The organism is Pseudohongiella sp. (assembly GCF_040877505.1).
Classification (GTDB): Bacteria; Pseudomonadota; Gammaproteobacteria; order Pseudomonadales; family Pseudohongiellaceae; genus Pseudohongiella.
This window is the reverse complement of record NZ_JBBDNQ010000042.1, coordinates 157,591-173,776: the sequence shown is the minus strand read 5'-3', so window position 1 is coordinate 173,776 and position 16,186 is coordinate 157,591. Positions and strand designations below refer to the sequence as shown.

Annotated in this window: 18 protein-coding genes and 1 pseudogene; 11 read left to right on the top strand and 8 right to left on the bottom strand. The window is 56.4% G+C overall.

All coding sequences use genetic code 11. The features are described from left to right. Positions 1–9 precede the first annotated feature (9 nt). Positions 10–504 carry a DUF3015 family protein gene (locus tag WD071_RS15875; protein WP_368049376.1) on the bottom strand — a complete coding sequence of 165 codons (495 nt, stop codon included), beginning with the start codon at positions 502–504 and terminating at the stop codon, positions 10–12. A 396-nt stretch (positions 505–900) separates the two neighbouring features. On the opposite strand from WD071_RS15875, the gene WD071_RS15870 reads away from it, so the two are divergent. Next, positions 901–1,128 (top strand): hypothetical protein, encoded by a 228-nt coding sequence (locus tag WD071_RS15870; RefSeq protein ID WP_368049375.1) that lies wholly within the window; start codon positions 901–903, stop codon positions 1,126–1,128. Positions 1,129–1,225: 97 nt separating this feature from the next. Further along, positions 1,226–1,756: a hypothetical protein gene (locus WD071_RS15865; protein WP_368049374.1), complete on the top strand. Its 531-nt coding sequence runs from the start codon at positions 1,226–1,228 to the stop codon at positions 1,754–1,756. On the opposite strand, the gene WD071_RS15860 is transcribed toward WD071_RS15865, so the two are convergent. Next, on the bottom strand, positions 1,741–3,126 hold the full coding sequence (locus tag WD071_RS15860; RefSeq protein WP_368049373.1) for a M24 family metallopeptidase: 1,386 nt from the start codon (positions 3,124–3,126) through the stop codon (positions 1,741–1,743). The two genes, WD071_RS15865 and WD071_RS15860, sit on opposite strands and share 16 nt — an antisense overlap. Positions 3,127–3,829: 703 nt before the next feature. Between WD071_RS15860 and WD071_RS15855 the strand changes: the two genes are divergently transcribed. Beyond that, positions 3,830–5,923 carry an amidohydrolase family protein gene (locus WD071_RS15855; protein ID WP_368049372.1) on the top strand — a complete coding sequence of 698 codons (2,094 nt, stop codon included), beginning with the start codon at positions 3,830–3,832 and terminating at the stop codon, positions 5,921–5,923. On the opposite strand, the gene WD071_RS15850 is transcribed toward WD071_RS15855, so the two are convergent. The 3 genes from WD071_RS15850 to WD071_RS15840 all read right to left on the bottom strand — a co-directional run bounded on the left by WD071_RS15850 (position 5,917) and on the right by WD071_RS15840 (position 7,821). Then, positions 5,917–6,192 (bottom strand): type II toxin-antitoxin system YafQ family toxin, encoded by a 276-nt coding sequence (locus WD071_RS15850; RefSeq protein ID WP_368049371.1) that lies wholly within the window; start codon positions 6,190–6,192, stop codon positions 5,917–5,919. The two genes, WD071_RS15855 and WD071_RS15850, sit on opposite strands and share 7 nt — an antisense overlap. Next, entirely contained in the window at positions 6,182–6,439 is a 258-nt protein-coding gene (locus WD071_RS15845) for a hypothetical protein (protein ID WP_368049370.1), read from the bottom strand. The genes WD071_RS15850 and WD071_RS15845 overlap by 11 nt, the downstream gene beginning before the upstream one ends. Before the next feature lie 125 nt (positions 6,440–6,564). Continuing rightward, entirely contained in the window at positions 6,565–7,821 is a 1,257-nt protein-coding gene (locus tag WD071_RS15840) for a trans-acting enoyl reductase family protein (protein ID WP_368049369.1), read from the bottom strand. 112 nt (positions 7,822–7,933) lie between these two features. Between WD071_RS15840 and WD071_RS15835 the strand changes: the two genes are divergently transcribed. From WD071_RS15835 to WD071_RS15825, 3 genes are all read left to right on the top strand, one after another. Then, positions 7,934–8,335 carry a YchJ family protein gene (locus WD071_RS15835; RefSeq protein WP_368049368.1) on the top strand — a complete coding sequence of 134 codons (402 nt, stop codon included), beginning with the start codon at positions 7,934–7,936 and terminating at the stop codon, positions 8,333–8,335. Continuing rightward, a complete protein-coding gene (locus WD071_RS15830; RefSeq protein WP_368049367.1) occupies positions 8,328–8,945 on the top strand; it encodes a DUF998 domain-containing protein in 618 nt (205 codons plus the stop codon). Before WD071_RS15835 ends, WD071_RS15830 begins: the two co-directional genes overlap by 8 nt. Positions 8,946–9,048: 103 nt before the next feature. Beyond that, a complete protein-coding gene (locus tag WD071_RS15825; protein WP_368049366.1) occupies positions 9,049–9,975 on the top strand; it encodes a hypothetical protein in 927 nt (308 codons plus the stop codon). A 220-nt stretch (positions 9,976–10,195) separates the two neighbouring features. Here WD071_RS15825 and WD071_RS15820 read toward each other — a convergent pair. Further along, positions 10,196–10,309: pseudogene (locus WD071_RS15820) on the bottom strand (glycine zipper 2TM domain-containing protein); the annotation flags it as partial. Positions 10,310–10,779: 470 nt separating this feature from the next. On the opposite strand from WD071_RS15820, the gene WD071_RS15815 reads away from it, so the two are divergent. Next, a complete protein-coding gene (locus WD071_RS15815) occupies positions 10,780–11,742 on the top strand; it encodes an alpha/beta fold hydrolase (RefSeq protein WP_368049365.1) in 963 nt (320 codons plus the stop codon). 75 nt (positions 11,743–11,817) lie between these two features. Further along, complete coding sequence (locus tag WD071_RS15810; protein ID WP_368049364.1) at positions 11,818–12,903, top strand: strictosidine synthase family protein; 1,086 nt, start codon at positions 11,818–11,820, stop codon at positions 12,901–12,903. Between the two features lie 57 nt (positions 12,904–12,960). On the opposite strand, the gene WD071_RS15805 is transcribed toward WD071_RS15810, so the two are convergent. Then, positions 12,961–13,755, bottom strand: coding sequence for an SDR family NAD(P)-dependent oxidoreductase (locus WD071_RS15805; RefSeq protein WP_368049363.1), 795 nt, complete (start codon positions 13,753–13,755; stop codon positions 12,961–12,963). Then, positions 13,748–14,221 carry a hypothetical protein gene (locus WD071_RS15800; RefSeq protein WP_368049362.1) on the bottom strand — a complete coding sequence of 158 codons (474 nt, stop codon included), beginning with the start codon at positions 14,219–14,221 and terminating at the stop codon, positions 13,748–13,750. Before WD071_RS15800 ends, WD071_RS15805 begins: the two co-directional genes overlap by 8 nt. A 120-nt stretch (positions 14,222–14,341) precedes the next feature. On the opposite strand from WD071_RS15800, the gene WD071_RS15795 reads away from it, so the two are divergent. Genes WD071_RS15795 through WD071_RS15785 form a run of 3 tightly spaced genes read left to right on the top strand, consistent with a single transcriptional unit; the run spans position 14,342 to position 16,163 of the window. Next, positions 14,342–15,427: a PQQ-dependent sugar dehydrogenase gene (locus WD071_RS15795; protein ID WP_368049361.1), complete on the top strand. Its 1,086-nt coding sequence runs from the start codon at positions 14,342–14,344 to the stop codon at positions 15,425–15,427. Further along, on the top strand, positions 15,428–15,613 hold the full coding sequence (locus WD071_RS15790; RefSeq protein WP_368049360.1) for a DUF2256 domain-containing protein: 186 nt from the start codon (positions 15,428–15,430) through the stop codon (positions 15,611–15,613). Positions 15,614–15,668: 55 nt separating this feature from the next. Next, on the top strand, positions 15,669–16,163 hold the full coding sequence (locus tag WD071_RS15785; RefSeq protein ID WP_368049359.1) for a hypothetical protein: 495 nt from the start codon (positions 15,669–15,671) through the stop codon (positions 16,161–16,163). Positions 16,164–16,186 lie beyond the last annotated feature (23 nt).

The following is a 16,186-nucleotide window of genomic DNA, read 5'->3' as shown; positions in this document are numbered from 1 at the left end:
CTTAGCTGATTATGACTTCAAAGAATTCACAACAGCGAAATAGAAAGTTTCTGCTTTCTGTACTTTTTCCAGCGAGTTGAAACCAGCTTGGGACACCTGCCCCGCCATCTCAGTGCGTACAGCGCTGATGAGATCAGCACGATGATCCTGCTCTACATCCAGAATATTCATCATGGTAACGATGTGTTCACCGCTGCCCTTGGCTGCTTCCTCAGTCAAAGCATCGTAAGTTTCGAAGATGAATGCAGCAGCAGCTACGTACTGACCTTGACAGGTTTCAGGACTTGCAGTCGCGGAAATGACAGCGGTTGTACCGACATCCCAGATAACGTTTGATGTGACAGCGGCCCAGTTCACTGTGGGGAACAATGCAGCGCCGATACCACAATCTCGATACGGGTTTGGACCAGTACCGGTTGAATTCTGTGCTTGAGCCACTCCGTTAAATGTGAGCGCCCCGATAAAAGCAATTCCGTATGCCAAGCTTTTTTTATTAATTTTCATATATTTACCTTTTTATACCTACTATTTAAAGTCTTCTGTCATGAGCTTATAACGAATACTCATGTAAGATAACTTGCTTTTATTGCCTAGATTTTAGGCCGTGCGAGTATAGAATATTCGCATCGATAGCAACACTACCCATATAGCTAAGTAAGGAAACCCTGTTACACATCATCTCTCGTCTGTGCAGCAACCCCGTGCTGCACGACTGTCGCTCCACAACCATCACGGTAATCAGCCCCAAACGAAATTCTTACCCTTCATTGATCGACTCTATCACCTACTAAATTGGCAATCACGGCAGTAGCCGTCTATAACCTCATTATCAGCGCTGACGTTTAATGTCTGATGCTGATGATTGAGCTCTTCACTAAACCAACACATTGGAGGTGTGCCATGCGTGAATTGACAGAAAATGAAGTTGCTGCGGTCGCAGGCGGTGATTTTGACGGAGGTACCTTTATGAAAGGCCTTGGTTATGCCGTAGGAGGCGCCATTACCGCGGCCGCCGTACCTTTCCTTGGAGCGGGCGTCGTTGCTGCATTTGGCGTAACAGCCAGTGCAGGCGTTCTGGTGGCTGGCGGTGGCGCGTTGATGGCGCTAAGCACGGCTGAGTCGTCGTAGGCCATCAATTGACTGGAGATATGGCGATAGCCTTTGAACGGGCTATCGCCACCAGATCAATGCGTTGCCCAGCAACCAACAGGGGATCTCAAAAGGCATGGCGATATATAAAAATGGCGAAAGCTTCTATCTGAACGGTGTGGCGAACCCTTTGTCACTGGAGAAGCGACACGTTCTTTCTGCTCACGAATTCAAGCCCAGTGGGTTGCTTTCCCTGCTGCAGATTTACAGATACTGTATCGCCGCTCAGTGCGTACTCATCGTGCCTGCGATCGGCTATGCGTTCATTCGAAAGTTGCAACTCGATCCGGCACCATTTGAGACGATCAGCATCTTGGCATCACTGATATCAGCGCCTGTTTTTGTTGTCTGGATCAGTACATTGGCACTGAGAAAAGGAGTATCAACGTTTTCACTCTCCGATGTCGATTATCAGCCAGCGCCATCATCAAGCTTCTATCGCTTTTATGCGCTTTCCGGCTTTAATTTACTTATTATATTTATCAGTGCGCCATGGGGAAATGGATGGTACTTGCCAATGGCTGTTGTACCACCAGTTGGTCTGTTCATCATCGTCACAGCATTGGCGTCTCATCGAATCATCCGCCAACCTCACCAAACCAAATGAAACCCCTCCTGCCGTCGATACACCCAATGCCTCTCCCCATCAGCATCAAGATACGCCTCTTCCTCCTGCCGACAATTTGCCTCTTCACCGTCCCACTCAGGAATCGCCCTTGTCGCCTGCAGTTCAATAGCATGCCAGGTAGAAGGCAATAAAACCGCATCGCCTCGAACGGGCACACCCTCCTGCCCGTCCCAGCGGCCGATCAACGGCCCGGCGCCGTGGCCGTGGTCACCGATGGGGTGGGTGTAGACGGTGCCGGTGATGCCTTCAGCTTCCATGCGCGCCAGCGTGGCGGCGAGGATGTCGTTGCCGGTGCGACCTGGCTCCATCTCTTCCAGCAGCAGTTCCTGCATGCGGTTGGAGTCTGCGAGGCAGCGCTGCAGGCCAGCGGGTACGTCGATTTCGCCGGGTTTGAGCACGTAGCCCAGGTGCTGGGTGTCGGTGTGCAGGTTCATGGCGACTACGCCAAAGTCAGTCCACAGCAGGTCACCCGGCTGGATGACGGTGTCGCCGCTGATGCGGCCGCTGCCCTGGCGCGACACATCCACGGAGGGCTGGAACCAGGCGGTGTAACCGAGTTCCTGGGCGCGCTGGCGCAGCCACCAGATCACGTCGTCGGTGGTGGTTTCGCCGGGGGTGATGACGGCGTTGGAGAAGGCCTGTGAGATCATCGCGTGCACGGTTTCCATGATCTGGCGATAGCGCGGCATCATCTCGGGGATGCGCAACGCGATGTAATTCAGGGCCAGGCGGGGTTCGCGCACTACACGCTCGAGGTAGGGGCCAAGCGCCTCCGCAAGCACTTCGCGCTCGCCGGCATGCAGTCCGTCAGAGAACGCCCAGTCGGGGTCGATGTTGAGTGCGATGTTGGCCGGGTCGCGGTCTTCGATCAGCTCACGCAGCAGTTGCCACTGCTCGTCACCCACCAGCTCGGCGGTCGGTTGCGTCGGCGCGGGCCGGGTGGAGCGATAAGCTTCAAATACCCCACCCTGACTGCCGCCGCCCAGCGCCAGCCGTTCTACCGTGCCGTCGGGCTGTAATGTGAACACATAGATGGAACGACGACGGGCGGCGAAGGTGGTGGGTGCGGTGATGGACCAGAACACCGGATCCTCGCCGTACTCGCGCATCGACAGTATCCACATGTCCACCCCGTATTCGTTCATCAGCGCCGGCAGCACCCGATCCAGGCGCGCTTCCAGCCAGGCCTGCTGTTCAGTGGCCTGCTCCCGCAGGGTGGGCAGTGGATGCACCTGCGCTGGGGCGGACTGCGGCACCTGCACGGATGGCTGGGCGTGGGCTGGCGTGAGTGCCGGGGCGGTGACTACGAGGGTGAGCAGGAGTGCGGATAAGGCGGTGGCTGGTTTCATCGGGTGGTCCGGTTGGGGGTTTGTATGAAACAGAAGGTATCCGCTGGGCATGGGCTTGTCCAGCGCGTCAGTCGCTTAGCGGGTTGACATCAATCGCAGGCTGTTCGTATAGCCACCCGATCCGTTGGTTCACGGCGAGTTGCCCGTCACTGTCTAACGGGAGTTTTGCGAAAAGTTTACGGGTTGCGTTAAGTTGTATCACTTCATGTTCTCCAGGTGACCAGGCTCTGAGCCCTAAACCCGCACCCCCTCCATCAGCGGTCAACAACAAAGTCCATTGTGAGGCATTTGTTAACGACAAATCCACTTGTCGTTAATATACATACATATTGTTAACAACAAATGCTGCTACCGCTTATCGGATACCACCAAATCGCTTCGGCAATGCCTGGTACCCAGTTGCACGGTCTGATCTAGCAAAGCCAGCACGTTGGCAAAGTGCGGAACTGGCCCGCAGTCCACAAATAGTACAATTGGACGAAGCACTAGCGTGCAATTGGACGCATGTTAACAGAGCAATTGGCCGAACCATGAACAACGCGACGTCTGATCTGTTCTGGCTGCCACGATCAGTGAATTGCAGGCAGGCCAGTGGAATGCACAGCGAGCCGCTGCTCGCCATTTCCTGTAGATTTCATGCTCGGATTCTGCGAAATTAGGAACTAACAGACTGTTGAAAAACAACCAAATCACGGAGCCCAGAATGAATTCAAAACGCCGAAGCAGCGCAGTCCTTGTGCTGATAGCCGCAGCCCTGTCACTTGCAGCCTGCAGCCCGCAGGAACCAACACCACCTGCCGCTGCTGTGTCGGAGGAGACCGCGTTTGCGCGCCCTGCCGGGGCTGAGACGTTTACGGCGCTTATCTCGGGGACGCGGGTTGGCCAGATGGACGTGCAACACGGCGACGTCACCAATGTTGGTTATGAGTACCGCAACAATGGTCGCGGCCCCTCGGTTGAAGAAGTCATTGAGTTTACTGATGAGGGTGTACCGCGTAGCTGGCATATTACGGGCGCAACAACCTTTGGCAATATCATCTCAGAGCAGTTTGAGGTTGAAGGTGGCAGAGCGACTTGGACAGATACCACCGGGTCCAGCGCAGCAGAGTTGGCGGAGGCCAATTTGTATGTGGCCCAGGAATCCAGCCCCTACGCCTTGTGGGTTTATGCACGGCTGTTATTGGCCGCTGAGGGAAATACCCTGGCCGTGCTGCCTGCTGGCGAGCTTAAACTGGACACTATCGAGACGCTGGATGTCACCGACAGCGATGGCGCGTCAATGGCTGTCACCACCTATGCACTGTCGGGCATTGACCTGAATCCGAGTTATTTTGCGCTGGATGAGTCCGGTCTGCTGTTTGCATCCATGACTGAAAGATTTGCGCTGGTGCGATCCGGCTTCGAGGCTGAAGAGGAGCGCCTGCGTGATCTGGCTGCCGAATACGCAACCCGCCGCTTTGAATCCATACAGGAAGAAGTCACCCGCGTTTTTGATAAACCCGTGCGCATCAATAATGTCAGGGTATTCGAACCAGGCAGCTTAAGCCTTTCTGATCCAGTATCCGTGCTGGTTGCAGAGAATCGGATCGCATCAATTGACGGCGTGGTACAGGCGCCTGATGCCGATGAGATTGTGATCGATGGCGCGGGCGGCACGTTAGTGGCCGGGATGTATGAAATGCATGCGCATGCGGGCCAGGGCAGTGCGCTGCTGAATATTGCGGCCGGGGTCACCAGCTTTCGTGATATGGGCAACAATAATGAGGTACTCGATGACCTGATTAACAAAATCGAGTCGGGCAGATTGGTCGGGCCGCGCATTCATCGCAGCGGCTTTATCGAGGGCAGAAGCCCTTTCAACTCCAACAGTGGCATCCTGGTTTCAACCCAAGAGGAAGCACTGGCTGCCGTGCGGTGGTATGCCGATCAGGGCCACTATCATCAGATCAAAATCTACAACAGCATGAACCCGGAATGGGTGCCGGCCATGGTGACTGAAGCGCACGCTCGCGGCCTGCGTGTTGCAGGACATGTGCCCGCCTTTTCTAATGCCGATGCCATGATTGCTGCCGGATACGATGAGCTGACGCACATTAATCAGGTTATGTTGGGCTGGGTATTGGCGCCTGACGAAGATACCCGCACGTTATTGCGGCTGACCGCCATGAAGCGATTCCCCGCCATCGATATCAATTCTTCCGCGGTGCAATCTACCATTTCAAGCATGGCCGAGCGCGGCATGGGTATTGACCCGACGCTGGCCATTCATGAGAACCTGATGTTGTCTCGCAATGGCGAGGTGGCACCCGGCATGGTGGACTACATCGACAATATGCCCGTGGGTATTCAGCGCAATGCCAGAACGGCACGCTCTGAAATCGCCTCTCCTGAGGACGACATCGCCTACCGTCAGGGTTTTGCCAAGATTCTGGAAACAGTGCGCGAAATGCGCGATCAGGGTGTGGTGATTATTCCGGGCACCGACCTGGGTGGGTCGTTTAGCTATCACCGCGAGCTGGAGCTCTACCAGGAGATCGGCATGACTGCGGCTGAGGTGCTGAAAATGGCGACGCTTGATATGGCAAGTTACCTGGGTCAGGACGAAGAACTGGGTTCGATTGAACAAGGAAAACTGGCTGATTTTTTCCTGATTCCCGGTGATCCGACGGCGGATCTGAAAGCCATCAAGACGATTTCATTGGTTGTTAAAGATGGCAATTTTTATTTTCCCAGCGACATTTATCCTGAGTTTGGCATTCGACCGTTTACGGAGGCGCCACGGATATTGGCTCAATAAACCTGATCGTGATTGCCAATATCAATCAGAATAATGTCGCGATCCTGAATCAGCAATGCCAGCACAATGCGATAACTCATATTGATCGATACCGACGACAGGCCGTTGAGTGAACCCTCGAGGCGGTGCAATCGAAGGGAAGGATGGTGGGGGTTCAGCTCCAGCAGCTGAAGTGTTTTTTCATACTGCCCCAGGATCTGCGGATGACGTTTGAGAAATTTCCTCGCACGGCGCATATAGCTGTCGGTATAAACCAGCCTATAGGTCATCAGTGATCCGCTTTATGTGGTCTGTCACGCTGTCCGTGTTGTAACGCCCGGCCGCATAATCGGCTTTCGCTTCGGCCACGGCGGCAGCCAGCTCCAGCTCACGCAAGCGGTTATAGGTTTCAATCGCCATGACCACATAACGTTCCTCGCCGCGCACGGAGATCAGCACCTCATCATTATGCTGCAAGCCTTCTTCCAGGGCGCTGACCCCGCGGGTTTTTATGTCATTGGCAGTTAGTGCACGCATCCGTATCACCTTCTAAAGCACTCGTTACAGTACGATTAATAGTACTCTTATTAGTGCGCCATTTAAAGAGCCGATTGCGGCACTTATTCCGCTCACAGGCAGGTACGGCCGTCAAAGCCGTCAGGTTACAGCGACTCCGGTACCACCTTGAATGACAGCCCCGCGTGCGCTTCCAGCCGCGGAATCAGCGGCTCGGCCAGCGCCGACGCTGGCGTCCAGAAACCGCCGGGTTTGTCTTTCTTGCTGACATCATCGCGCAGACACAGCGCAGCCTGACCCAGCATTCTCGCGGTAGCCCCATAGCCCGGATCGCGCTCGCCATACAGCGTGGTGCGGACAGTCTGTTTGGTGCCGACGCTGTCGCCTGTATTGTCTCCTTCGGTGCTAGAGGAATGGCCGACAAACACCAGGTCAAAGAAGCCGGTGCGCTGCATCTCCGGGCTCGGGCCTTCGCCGGGTTTGGGCAGGAAGCGACTCATCAGCCAGCGCGTGGGCGGCACGGCAAAACCCAGCATCATCAACGACTGACCCAGCGCGGTGCGCTTGGCCCGGCTTTGCCCTTTCTTTTCGGCCCCGGTCATGACTGCCTCGTCATAAAGGAAGTCCTGACCCCATGGATGGCCCAGCAACGCATTTGAGCGGTGTACGATTCGGGTATTGATGGCTTCCATGACAAACGGTGCAATCCAGCTGTTCACATCCTCATCCATGGCGGCGCCGATTTTGGGCTGCCGCACCGTGGGTTTGCTGTCCGCCGGACACAAGGCGTAAGGATCGCTCAGTTCACGGCGCAGCGCGGAATCTTTTGCAGCTTCCTTGGCGACGTTCATCATGCTGGCCACCGTGCCGCCAGAGAAACCACCCTTGAATTTGCGCACCCGCATTTTTACCTGCTGGCAGTGGGTACCCAACTGTTTTTGAGCCTGCTGTTGCAGAAACCAGACACCCAGATCCGAAGGGATGGAGTCAAAGCCGCAGCAATGTACAATGCGCGCGCCGCTATCCCGGGCCTTGTTTTCGTACCGATCAATCATGCGCCGGATCCACTGCGTCTCCCCGGTCAGGTCACAATAATCCGTGCCGGTCTCCACACACGCCTTGATCAGTGGCTCACCATACAGGGCATAAGGGCCCACAGTAGAAATGATGACGCCGGCCTCGTCGCACAGGGCACGCAGCTGCGTGTCGTTGGCGGCATCGGCGAGCCGGTATTCCGGCATATGCGGACCACCCAGCTCCTGTTGCATGCGTTTGAGTTTTTCCTCGGAGCGCGCTGCCATCAGCCAGTTCAATTCACCATCATGATTCAGCTCGTGCAAATAGCGGCAGAGAATCTGCCCGACAAAGCTGGTGGCGCCAAATACAATCAGTGGTTTGGTCATTTTGAACTCCGTGTCCGTGGGTGAAACCTTCGATCAAAGAATGCATCATGTACGCTCTTTTTATCGCACACAAATATACAACGGCATCAGACTGACGGCAAAATAGGATCACATGATCAAACCACACGCCAAATGCCCCTGCGGCAGTAACAAACGTCTGCCCGCCTGCTGCGGTGCCTTCCATGCGGGCACCGCCACACCGCGCACGGCTAAACAACTCATGCGTTCACGTTACAGTGCGTATGCCCTGGGCGGGCTGGGCGACTACCTGCTGCAAACCTGGCACCCGACCACCCGCCCGGCGGTCAGCGCGGCGGACATGGGTGCTGCTGATACCGGCTGGGTACAACTGGACATCGTCGACAGTCATCAGCAGGGCAACAGCGCAATGGTGGAATTCAAGGCTTACTGGCGTGACGTCGACGGCCAGACCCAACTGCACCATGAAAAGTCGCGGTTTGTGCGGCAGGACGGACGGTGGTTTTATGTTGATGCGGAGCTAATAGATGCCTGATCATAACGCTATGCCAGCCTCTCTTAACGACAACCTTTACCGCAACGTCGCATTTGCCTCGATTCTTTGGTTTTGCCTCACGTTCATTGTAGTGCATATTGTGCGCGACGATTTATCGCTGTGGCGCCAGACCCTGAGCATCTATGCCGTCGGTCCGGCCGGCTGGTTATTGACCACTGGTTTTTATTCTGTCGCCATAACCCAGCTGCTGATAGCGTATCGGTTGTTTCAGTGGCGACAAACTGCTGGCGATTTGCTGGTAGTGACTTTGCTCGTATTGGCAGCCGTGGGTACGGTGCTGGTCGCCATTTTCCCTTACACCATCAAGACGCCCCATAACATTGGGGCTGCCATGCACCTGATATTGTTTCCCCTGTTCCTGTGGCTGCATGTCTGGCTGCACCGCCATGATGTGCTGTGGACGTTCAGCGTGGTGATGGCGGCGCTTAGCACTGCGGCACTGCTGCTATTAATCTGGAATGGCGAGACGGACTACAACCTGGGCACGTCTGCCATGGCGCAGAAGGCTGAGATTTTTGTGATCGCGCTGTGGTTGCTGGTTTATACCTGGCGAAGCCCGACGCTCAGGCCAGTTGCACGATCTGGTTGAGCAACGCCTGCCCGCCTGCTTTACATCGCCCACTGACACAGCTACATTCTTGATTGTGCGTACATCAAAGCTCCATAAAATGACAATCATCAGGAGATACGCCATGCCCTGCGCCAGATTCGTCCTGCCCGTACCTGCCTTTTTTGCCTTGACGCTGACCATCAGCAGCACCGTGAGTTTCGCCCAAACCGACACCCGCCCCGAACTTGGCGGCGTGTGGACCAACGCTGCGCTGACCCGGTTATCGCGGCCCGAAAATGTCGAGCCACTTGTTGTCACCGCCGCCCAGGCGCAGCTGATTGCCAGTGGCACCAGCATTGCCGGCCTGCCCGCCGGTGAATTTGAAGCGCCAGACAGTGCCGATACTGTCGCTCCGCCCGCCGCCGGCAGTGATGACTTTGGCCTGCGCGCCTACAACGACTTCTGGATTGATCCGGGTTCATCGCTGGCACGGGTCAAGGGGGAGTTCCGCAGTTCTTATATTATCGATCCGGAGAACGGCCAGATCCCGCATCTGGAAAGCCCGCGTGCCGAGTTTCAGCGCCGCAACTTTGGGGTGCGTTACGCCACCGGTGTGGGCGATATGTCCGGGCCCGAAGCCATGCCACTAGCCGAGCGTTGCCTGATCGGTTTTGGCAACACTGCCGGCCCCGGCATGATGGGCACGCTGTACAACAGCACCTACCGCTTTGTGCAGACCGATGATTACGTGGTGATTGAAGTGGAGATGGTTCACGACGCACGCATTATTCCCATCTACCCGGATGCCGCGACTGCGCGCGCCAATCAGCGACCGGCCGCTTTGCAGCAGTGGTTTGGGGACTCACGTGGCTGGTATGAAGATGGCGAGTTGATCGTGGACGATGACAATCTGTATTCACAGCCCTGGACTGCGGAGCTGAGCTTCCATGCCAGCGAGGGACCCATGTACGAATACGCCTGTCATGAGGGTAACTACGCCATGCCGGGAATCCTGGCCGGTGCCCGGCGACAGGAAGCGGAAGAAGCCGCCAGAGAGGCTGCGCGCTAGGGTTCTGACAAAAACGGAAACCCAGGGCATCACCCGATGGGCAGCCCTGAGTTTCCGTTTTTTACCGTTAAGAGGATTAACGCAGCGTTATATTGTCGCCGTAGACGTTAACCGATGAGCCCGGGCTGATATTCAGCGGATCGGCGACAGTAACCGATTGCTGCCCACCTTCTTCCATATCCACCACAATGTGGTAAAGAGTCGTGGCATTGCGGTTCTGTTCGATATTATTACCCAGCAGTGCCCCGCCAATCGCGCCGGCAACCGTGGCAATTTGTTGACCACTGCCGCCGCCAACCTGATTGCCAGCTACGCCGCCAACCACTGCGCCTATGACCGCGCCGGTGCCGTTGCTGCTACCATCCTGGGTGACCGGGGAGATAGAGCGGACGACACCACAGGAGCTACATGACTCGATTGTGGTGGTAGTCGTAGAAACCATCCCCGAATTTGGCGAGGATGAAGCTTCAGGCTGCGAGCACGCGGCAATAGTTGCGAGCATGATTGACAGACCTGCTGAACGAAGAACGAATTGAATTTTCATGATTCCCTGGTGTGACTGACTCCCCCTGAACCAACGCGGCCAGGTGGGCACAGTTGTCTGATGTTTGCATCAGTAACTGTTGAGTCCATGAGCTTACTCTCTAATTCAGTGAAACACAGCAAAAATCGTTTCTTTACCCATTATCGTAACAACTCAGTAACGTTACCAAAGGCACTTTACTCCCGCGCCATAATTCGTTTCACTGAGAAACACGAGGCAAACGACGGTCAAACCACGCCCGACCCACGGAGGCGCAACGCATGAACATCATCAAACGCATGGCAATACAGATCCTGCCAACGATCGCTATGCTGGCAGCCACTCTACTGACAACTACCAACCTGCACGCCGATGTCTGGGACACGGCCACCCACGGTTACGCTGACAATGATGGCGTGCGGATTCACTACGCCACCGTGGGTGAAGGCCCGTTGATGGTGATGATTCACGGTTTCCCGGATTTCTGGTACAGCTGGCGAGATCAGATGGAAGGCTTGCAGGATGCGTATCAAGTGGTGGCCATTGATCAGCGCGGCTACAACCTGAGCGGTCAGCCCGACGGTGATGAGAACTATGACATGCGACTGCTGACTTCCGATGTGGCGGCAGTGATCCGCGAATTTGGCCAGGACAGTGCCATTGTGGTCGGGCATGACTGGGGCGGCATGGTGGCGTGGAATTTTGCCTTTGCCTACCCGCAGATGGTGGACCGGCTGATTGTGATGAACCTGCCCCACCCCAACGGTATGATCCGCGAACTGACCATCAACGAAGCGCAGCGCGCCAACAGTGGTTACGCGCAGGCGTTTCAGAACGGCAGTCCGTCGGATCCGAATATCTTTTTTGGCGGACCGATGCTGCCACAGACGCTGGCCGGCTGGGTACAGGATCCGGTGGCGCGGCAGCGTTATGTCGAGGCTTTCTCCCAATCTGATTTTGATGCCATGCTTGCCTATTACAAGCGCAACTACCCGCCTCTGCCCGCGTTGTCAGACACACCACCGCTGGTCTCACCTGCTGTTCCGCAGCTGAACGTGCCACTCCTGGTATTGCATGGCCTGGACGACACCGCCCTGCACTCTGATGGCCTGAACAACACCTGGGACTGGAACGATGCCAGCACCACCATTGTCGCAGTACCGGACGCAGGACATTTTGTGCAACAGGATGCAGCGGACACAGTGACCGATACCATCCGCTGGTGGCTGGGTGCGCAGCGTTGAGGTTCGCACATGAATCTGCTATACAACCGGACGTGCGATACTCGGTAACCCGATACCTGATGAGGGCGTGATGTGATGAGTAAATTCCTGACTGTATTCGGCGCGGTGTGTGTCTTGTTCATTGCCTATGTGATTTATCTGGCAAACGATGCCGGTGAATTCCGGACCCTCGTCAACCAGCACCCCGGTCAATGCCGCCAGATCCCCGGGATGCCCGGCAGCGAAGATATCACCATCCATCCCGATGGGCGCTTCGCCTATATTTCCAGTGATGACCGGCGCTCGGTGATCAGCGGGAACCCCTCGCCCGGCGCCATCTACCGCTACGACCTGAACACACCCTCGGCCACACCGGTCAACCTGACTCCGGATGCCGACCTTGACTTCCGCCCCCACGGGATCTCGTTGTATGTCGGTGCCGATGGCCGTGAGACGCTGTTTGTGGTCAACCACCCCGGTGAGTCCCTGTTTGGCACACCCGAAGGCAACGCATCTGGCCCGTTGCATACCATTGAAGTATTTGATGTGACGGGCGACACGCTGCTTCACCGACAGACCCATGCGAATGAACTGTTGATCAGCCCCAATGATGTGGTGGGTGTAGACCATGATCGCTTCTACGTCAGCAACGACCATGGTTCAGGCCCGGGCGCGCTGCGGCAGTTGGAAGATTATCTGCGCCTGCCCCTGGCCAATGTGGTTTATTTCGACGGAGAGGCATTTGGCGAAGCAGCCGACCGGCTCAGTTATGCCAATGGTATTAACGTCTCCCCCGACGGCGCGCAGTTGTACGTTGCTGAAGTCAGCCGCAACCGGATTAATGTCTATCAGCGCGACCCGGCCAGCGGTTCACTGACACACCAGCAAGGTATCGATGTGGGCTTCGGGGCCGACAATATCGAGATCGATCCGGCCACTGGTGACCTCTGGATTGGCGGGCACCCGCGCCTGCTTACGTTTATTCGTCATGCTGCTGACGAAAGCGTTCTTTCGCCTTCACAGGCTGTTCGTGTGCGACCGGGCGCTCCTGAGTATCAGGTCAGTACCGAATTCATCGACGCAGGTGAGCTTATTTCGGGCGCCAGCGTCGCTGCCTGGCGCGATGGAAGACTGCTGATTGGTTCTGTGTTTGAAGACCATATTGTGGACTGTGCGCTCTGAACCGGACCTTGATATAAGAATATCCAGGGCTTCAAAAATAGGCGGCGGCGAAACTGATTACTTGGTAAACCGCGCCGACTTCGAGCGCCCCAATGCCGCGAACATCCACGTGACCGGCAGGTGCCGGACCAGAAACACCAGCAGCTTGTAATTCCATCCCTGCACTGAATTCAACCGGCCCTTGTCGATATCCTTGAATGATTGTGCCACCACCTGCTCTGCCGTCCAGGCACGGGTAAAACCTTTGTCCTTGTAGAATGTATCCGGGTCGATACCCATACGCGAGTGGAAATCAGTGATGGTAAAACCCGGACACAGGGCCAGTGCTTTCAGGCCGTCATGGCGATAGGCCAGGCCAACACTTTCGGTGAAACTTCGCACATATGCCTTGGTCGGGCCATACAGGACACTATCGGCCGTCGGCAGCCAGCTGGCCACCGACGCAACGTTGATCAGGATACCTTTGGCTTTGAGCAGATTGGGCAGCGCCGCGTGGGTCAACTTGGTAGTCGCGGTAACGTGCACATCCAGCAGCGCCTGATGTTTGGGCCATTCGATATCGCCCAGACGGCCATCTTCAGCATAACCGGCGTTATTAACCAGGGCGTCCAGCGCGGGTAGTTGAGTGATGGTATCGGTCAGCGCCTGCAAGTCATCAGGGTCTGACAGATCGCCGAGTTTCAGCGTCACCTCAGCAGCGTATGCCTGCGACAGGCGCTCGGCCAGTTGCTTGAGCTCTTTTTCCCGGCGCCCGGTCAATATTAAATTGTAACCCTGCCTGGCGAATGCATCAGCGTAGGCGGCGCCAATGCCACTGGTGGCGCCGGTGATGAGGGCGAGACGATCAGACATGGCTGCCTCCTGATTTGCGGGCTCTGAAGCGGGAATACACCCAGCCTGCCGGTGCCCCCGCCAATGCCATCAACACCAGGGCGGCAGTGTTGCGGGTTGCCGCAATCGGCGTCATCGGCAACACCGCATTGAGCGTCAACAGCAGCACCAGAACCGCCACGGCACCGGCCAGCACAAACATCGGGATACGCGGCAGCGCCAATCGCTCAGCAAACCGCCCGGTCAGCAATGCCGCTACAGCAAAACCGACGGCCAGCGCGATCGCCACCAGCAAGCCGTACAACAGCCCGAAATTGAATATGTCCTGCACCGTCGCCATCAACCAGGTGCCCACCGGAATCGTTACGTCCAGATTTGCTATGGCAGCCATATTGAACTGTGTCTGGATGATGGAGCCCAGCACCGTTGCGGTCAAAACGGCCAGTAGCCACGCTGCCACCACACTGCCGATTGTTTTGAGTTGCATGCAATCAATCCCCGTCTCGTTATTGATCTGCTAAGCCTATTGATCTGTTAAGCCTATTGATCTGTTAAGCCTATTGATCTGTTAAGATAGTACCTAAATTTCTGCTGCGCGGATATTGCCATGAAAAAACTGCTTGCCAGCCTGTTTATGCTTGCACTGGCGCCAACGATCGCCGCCCAGGACTTACAGGTCGACACCGTGGCCGACGGTCTGGAGAATCCGTGGTCGCTGGCCTTTCTGCCCGACGGTCGCATGCTGGTGACCGAGCGCGCCGGCCGGCTGCGCATTATCGAAAACGGCACACTGCTGCCAGAGGCCGTCAGTGGCGTTCCGTCAGTCTATGCCAACAGCCAGGGTGGTCTGTTCGAGGTGCTACCGGCACCGGACTTTGCTGACAGTGGCATGCTTTACCTGTCACTGGCCTCGGGTACCGCTGACGCCAATTCCCTGCTGGTGGTACGCGGTCGGCTGCAAGACACCACACTGACCGATGTCGAAGAAATCTTCCGTGCACAGCCCCTGCGCGCAACGCCCGTGCACTATGGCGCGCGCATGTTGTGGTTGCCCGATGGCACCCTGCTGGTCGGTTATGGCGACGGTTTTGACTACCGCGAAGACGCCCAGCGTTTGAGCAGTCACACCGGCAGCGTGTTTCGTCTTAACGCCGATGGCTCCGCTCCCGTTAACAACCCGTTTCAGGGCCAAAGCGGTGCCAGCCCGGAAATTTTCACCTACGGCCATCGCAACGTGCAGGGTATCGCTTATGACCCGACCCTTGATCGCATCTGGCAACACGAACACGGCCCACGCGGCGGCGACGAACTCAATATCCTGACGCCGGGCACCAATTACGGCTGGCCTATCGTGGCCCACGCCGTCAATTACAGCGGCGCGCGGGTCACGCCGTTCTCTGAACTGCCCGGGATCCGTAACCCGGTGCATATCTGGCAGTCCGCCATCGCGCCGGGCGGACTGGCGGTGTACCGCGGCGAATTGTTCAGCGACTGGAACGGCAATGTGCTGGTGGCTGGTTTGGGCAGCCGCGCCATTCACCGTCTGGTGATCGAAGATGAACAGGTGGTCAGCGAACAGCGCCTGCTGCAGTCTCTGGACCAACGCATGCGTGATGTACGCGTTGGCCCGGACGGCGCCATTTATGTGCTGACCGATCACAGTAGCGGCTCAGTGCTGCGCATCACGCCATAAATGCCTAAATCAAGGAGCCCGGACCAGTCCGGGGTGGCCAGCTTTAAGGGCAACAAACAAACCCTGCCCAGCAAGCCCTGCAAAACCTGCGGCCGACCCATGAGCTGGCGCAAAGCGTGGGCCAGGAACTGGGATCAGGTTTTATATTGCTCTGACAAATGCCGAGCAGCCAGACTCAAAACTTAACAGCCAATGGATGTTATGCTGCGTGTTTGCCAACCGACATTCAGGAAGCTTTGCTATGAAGACCTGTAAACTGCAAGCCCTCACCCTGCTCCTTTGTTACCTGTGGTTCAGCCCGGCAGCCCTGCTCGCACAGACCCCGTCAATGCAGGCCGATGGCACAGATGACAATGCACAGGCAGTGGCCGGCGCCATGGCCGCGCTGGATGATTTCATGCGCACCTTCAACAACCGTGACATGCAGGCCTGGGCAGCGACCCTGAATTACCCGCATGTGCGGTTTGCCAGCGGCACCGTGACGGTGTGGCAAAGTGCTGACGAGTTCGCCCAACAGTCCACGTTCGACAGGCTGGCAGCAATTGGCTGGGATCATTCGCACTGGCTGAGCCGTGAGGCAGTGCTGGTGTCTTCCGGCAAAGTGCATATCAATACGGTATTTCAACGTTTTAACAGCAACAATGAATCCATCGGAACCTATGAGTCGCTTTATATTGTGACGCAGGATGACAGCGGCAAGTGGGGCACGCAGGCACGTTCCAGCCTGGCGCCGTGATCAGGCATCCCTCATGGTTTTGT

Coding starts and splice junctions, on each gene's coding strand:
- WD071_RS15875 (WP_368049376.1), bottom strand. CDS start 504: ATGAAAATTAATAAAAAAAGCTTGGCATACGGAATTGCTTTTATCGGG.
- WD071_RS15870 (WP_368049375.1), top strand. CDS start 901: ATGCGTGAATTGACAGAAAATGAAGTTGCTGCGGTCGCAGGCGGTGAT.
- WD071_RS15865 (WP_368049374.1), top strand. CDS start 1,226: ATGGCGATATATAAAAATGGCGAAAGCTTCTATCTGAACGGTGTGGCG.
- WD071_RS15860 (WP_368049373.1), bottom strand. CDS start 3,126: ATGAAACCAGCCACCGCCTTATCCGCACTCCTGCTCACCCTCGTAGTC.
- WD071_RS15855 (WP_368049372.1), top strand. CDS start 3,830: ATGAATTCAAAACGCCGAAGCAGCGCAGTCCTTGTGCTGATAGCCGCA.
- WD071_RS15850 (WP_368049371.1), bottom strand. CDS start 6,192: ATGACCTATAGGCTGGTTTATACCGACAGCTATATGCGCCGTGCGAGG.
- WD071_RS15845 (WP_368049370.1), bottom strand. CDS start 6,439: ATGCGTGCACTAACTGCCAATGACATAAAAACCCGCGGGGTCAGCGCC.
- WD071_RS15840 (WP_368049369.1), bottom strand. CDS start 7,821: ATGACCAAACCACTGATTGTATTTGGCGCCACCAGCTTTGTCGGGCAG.
- WD071_RS15835 (WP_368049368.1), top strand. CDS start 7,934: ATGATCAAACCACACGCCAAATGCCCCTGCGGCAGTAACAAACGTCTG.
- WD071_RS15830 (WP_368049367.1), top strand. CDS start 8,328: ATGCCTGATCATAACGCTATGCCAGCCTCTCTTAACGACAACCTTTAC.
- WD071_RS15825 (WP_368049366.1), top strand. CDS start 9,049: ATGCCCTGCGCCAGATTCGTCCTGCCCGTACCTGCCTTTTTTGCCTTG.
- WD071_RS15815 (WP_368049365.1), top strand. CDS start 10,780: ATGAACATCATCAAACGCATGGCAATACAGATCCTGCCAACGATCGCT.
- WD071_RS15810 (WP_368049364.1), top strand. CDS start 11,818: ATGAGTAAATTCCTGACTGTATTCGGCGCGGTGTGTGTCTTGTTCATT.
- WD071_RS15805 (WP_368049363.1), bottom strand. CDS start 13,755: ATGTCTGATCGTCTCGCCCTCATCACCGGCGCCACCAGTGGCATTGGC.
- WD071_RS15800 (WP_368049362.1), bottom strand. CDS start 14,221: ATGCAACTCAAAACAATCGGCAGTGTGGTGGCAGCGTGGCTACTGGCC.
- WD071_RS15795 (WP_368049361.1), top strand. CDS start 14,342: ATGAAAAAACTGCTTGCCAGCCTGTTTATGCTTGCACTGGCGCCAACG.
- WD071_RS15790 (WP_368049360.1), top strand. CDS start 15,428: ATGCCTAAATCAAGGAGCCCGGACCAGTCCGGGGTGGCCAGCTTTAAG.
- WD071_RS15785 (WP_368049359.1), top strand. CDS start 15,669: ATGAAGACCTGTAAACTGCAAGCCCTCACCCTGCTCCTTTGTTACCTG.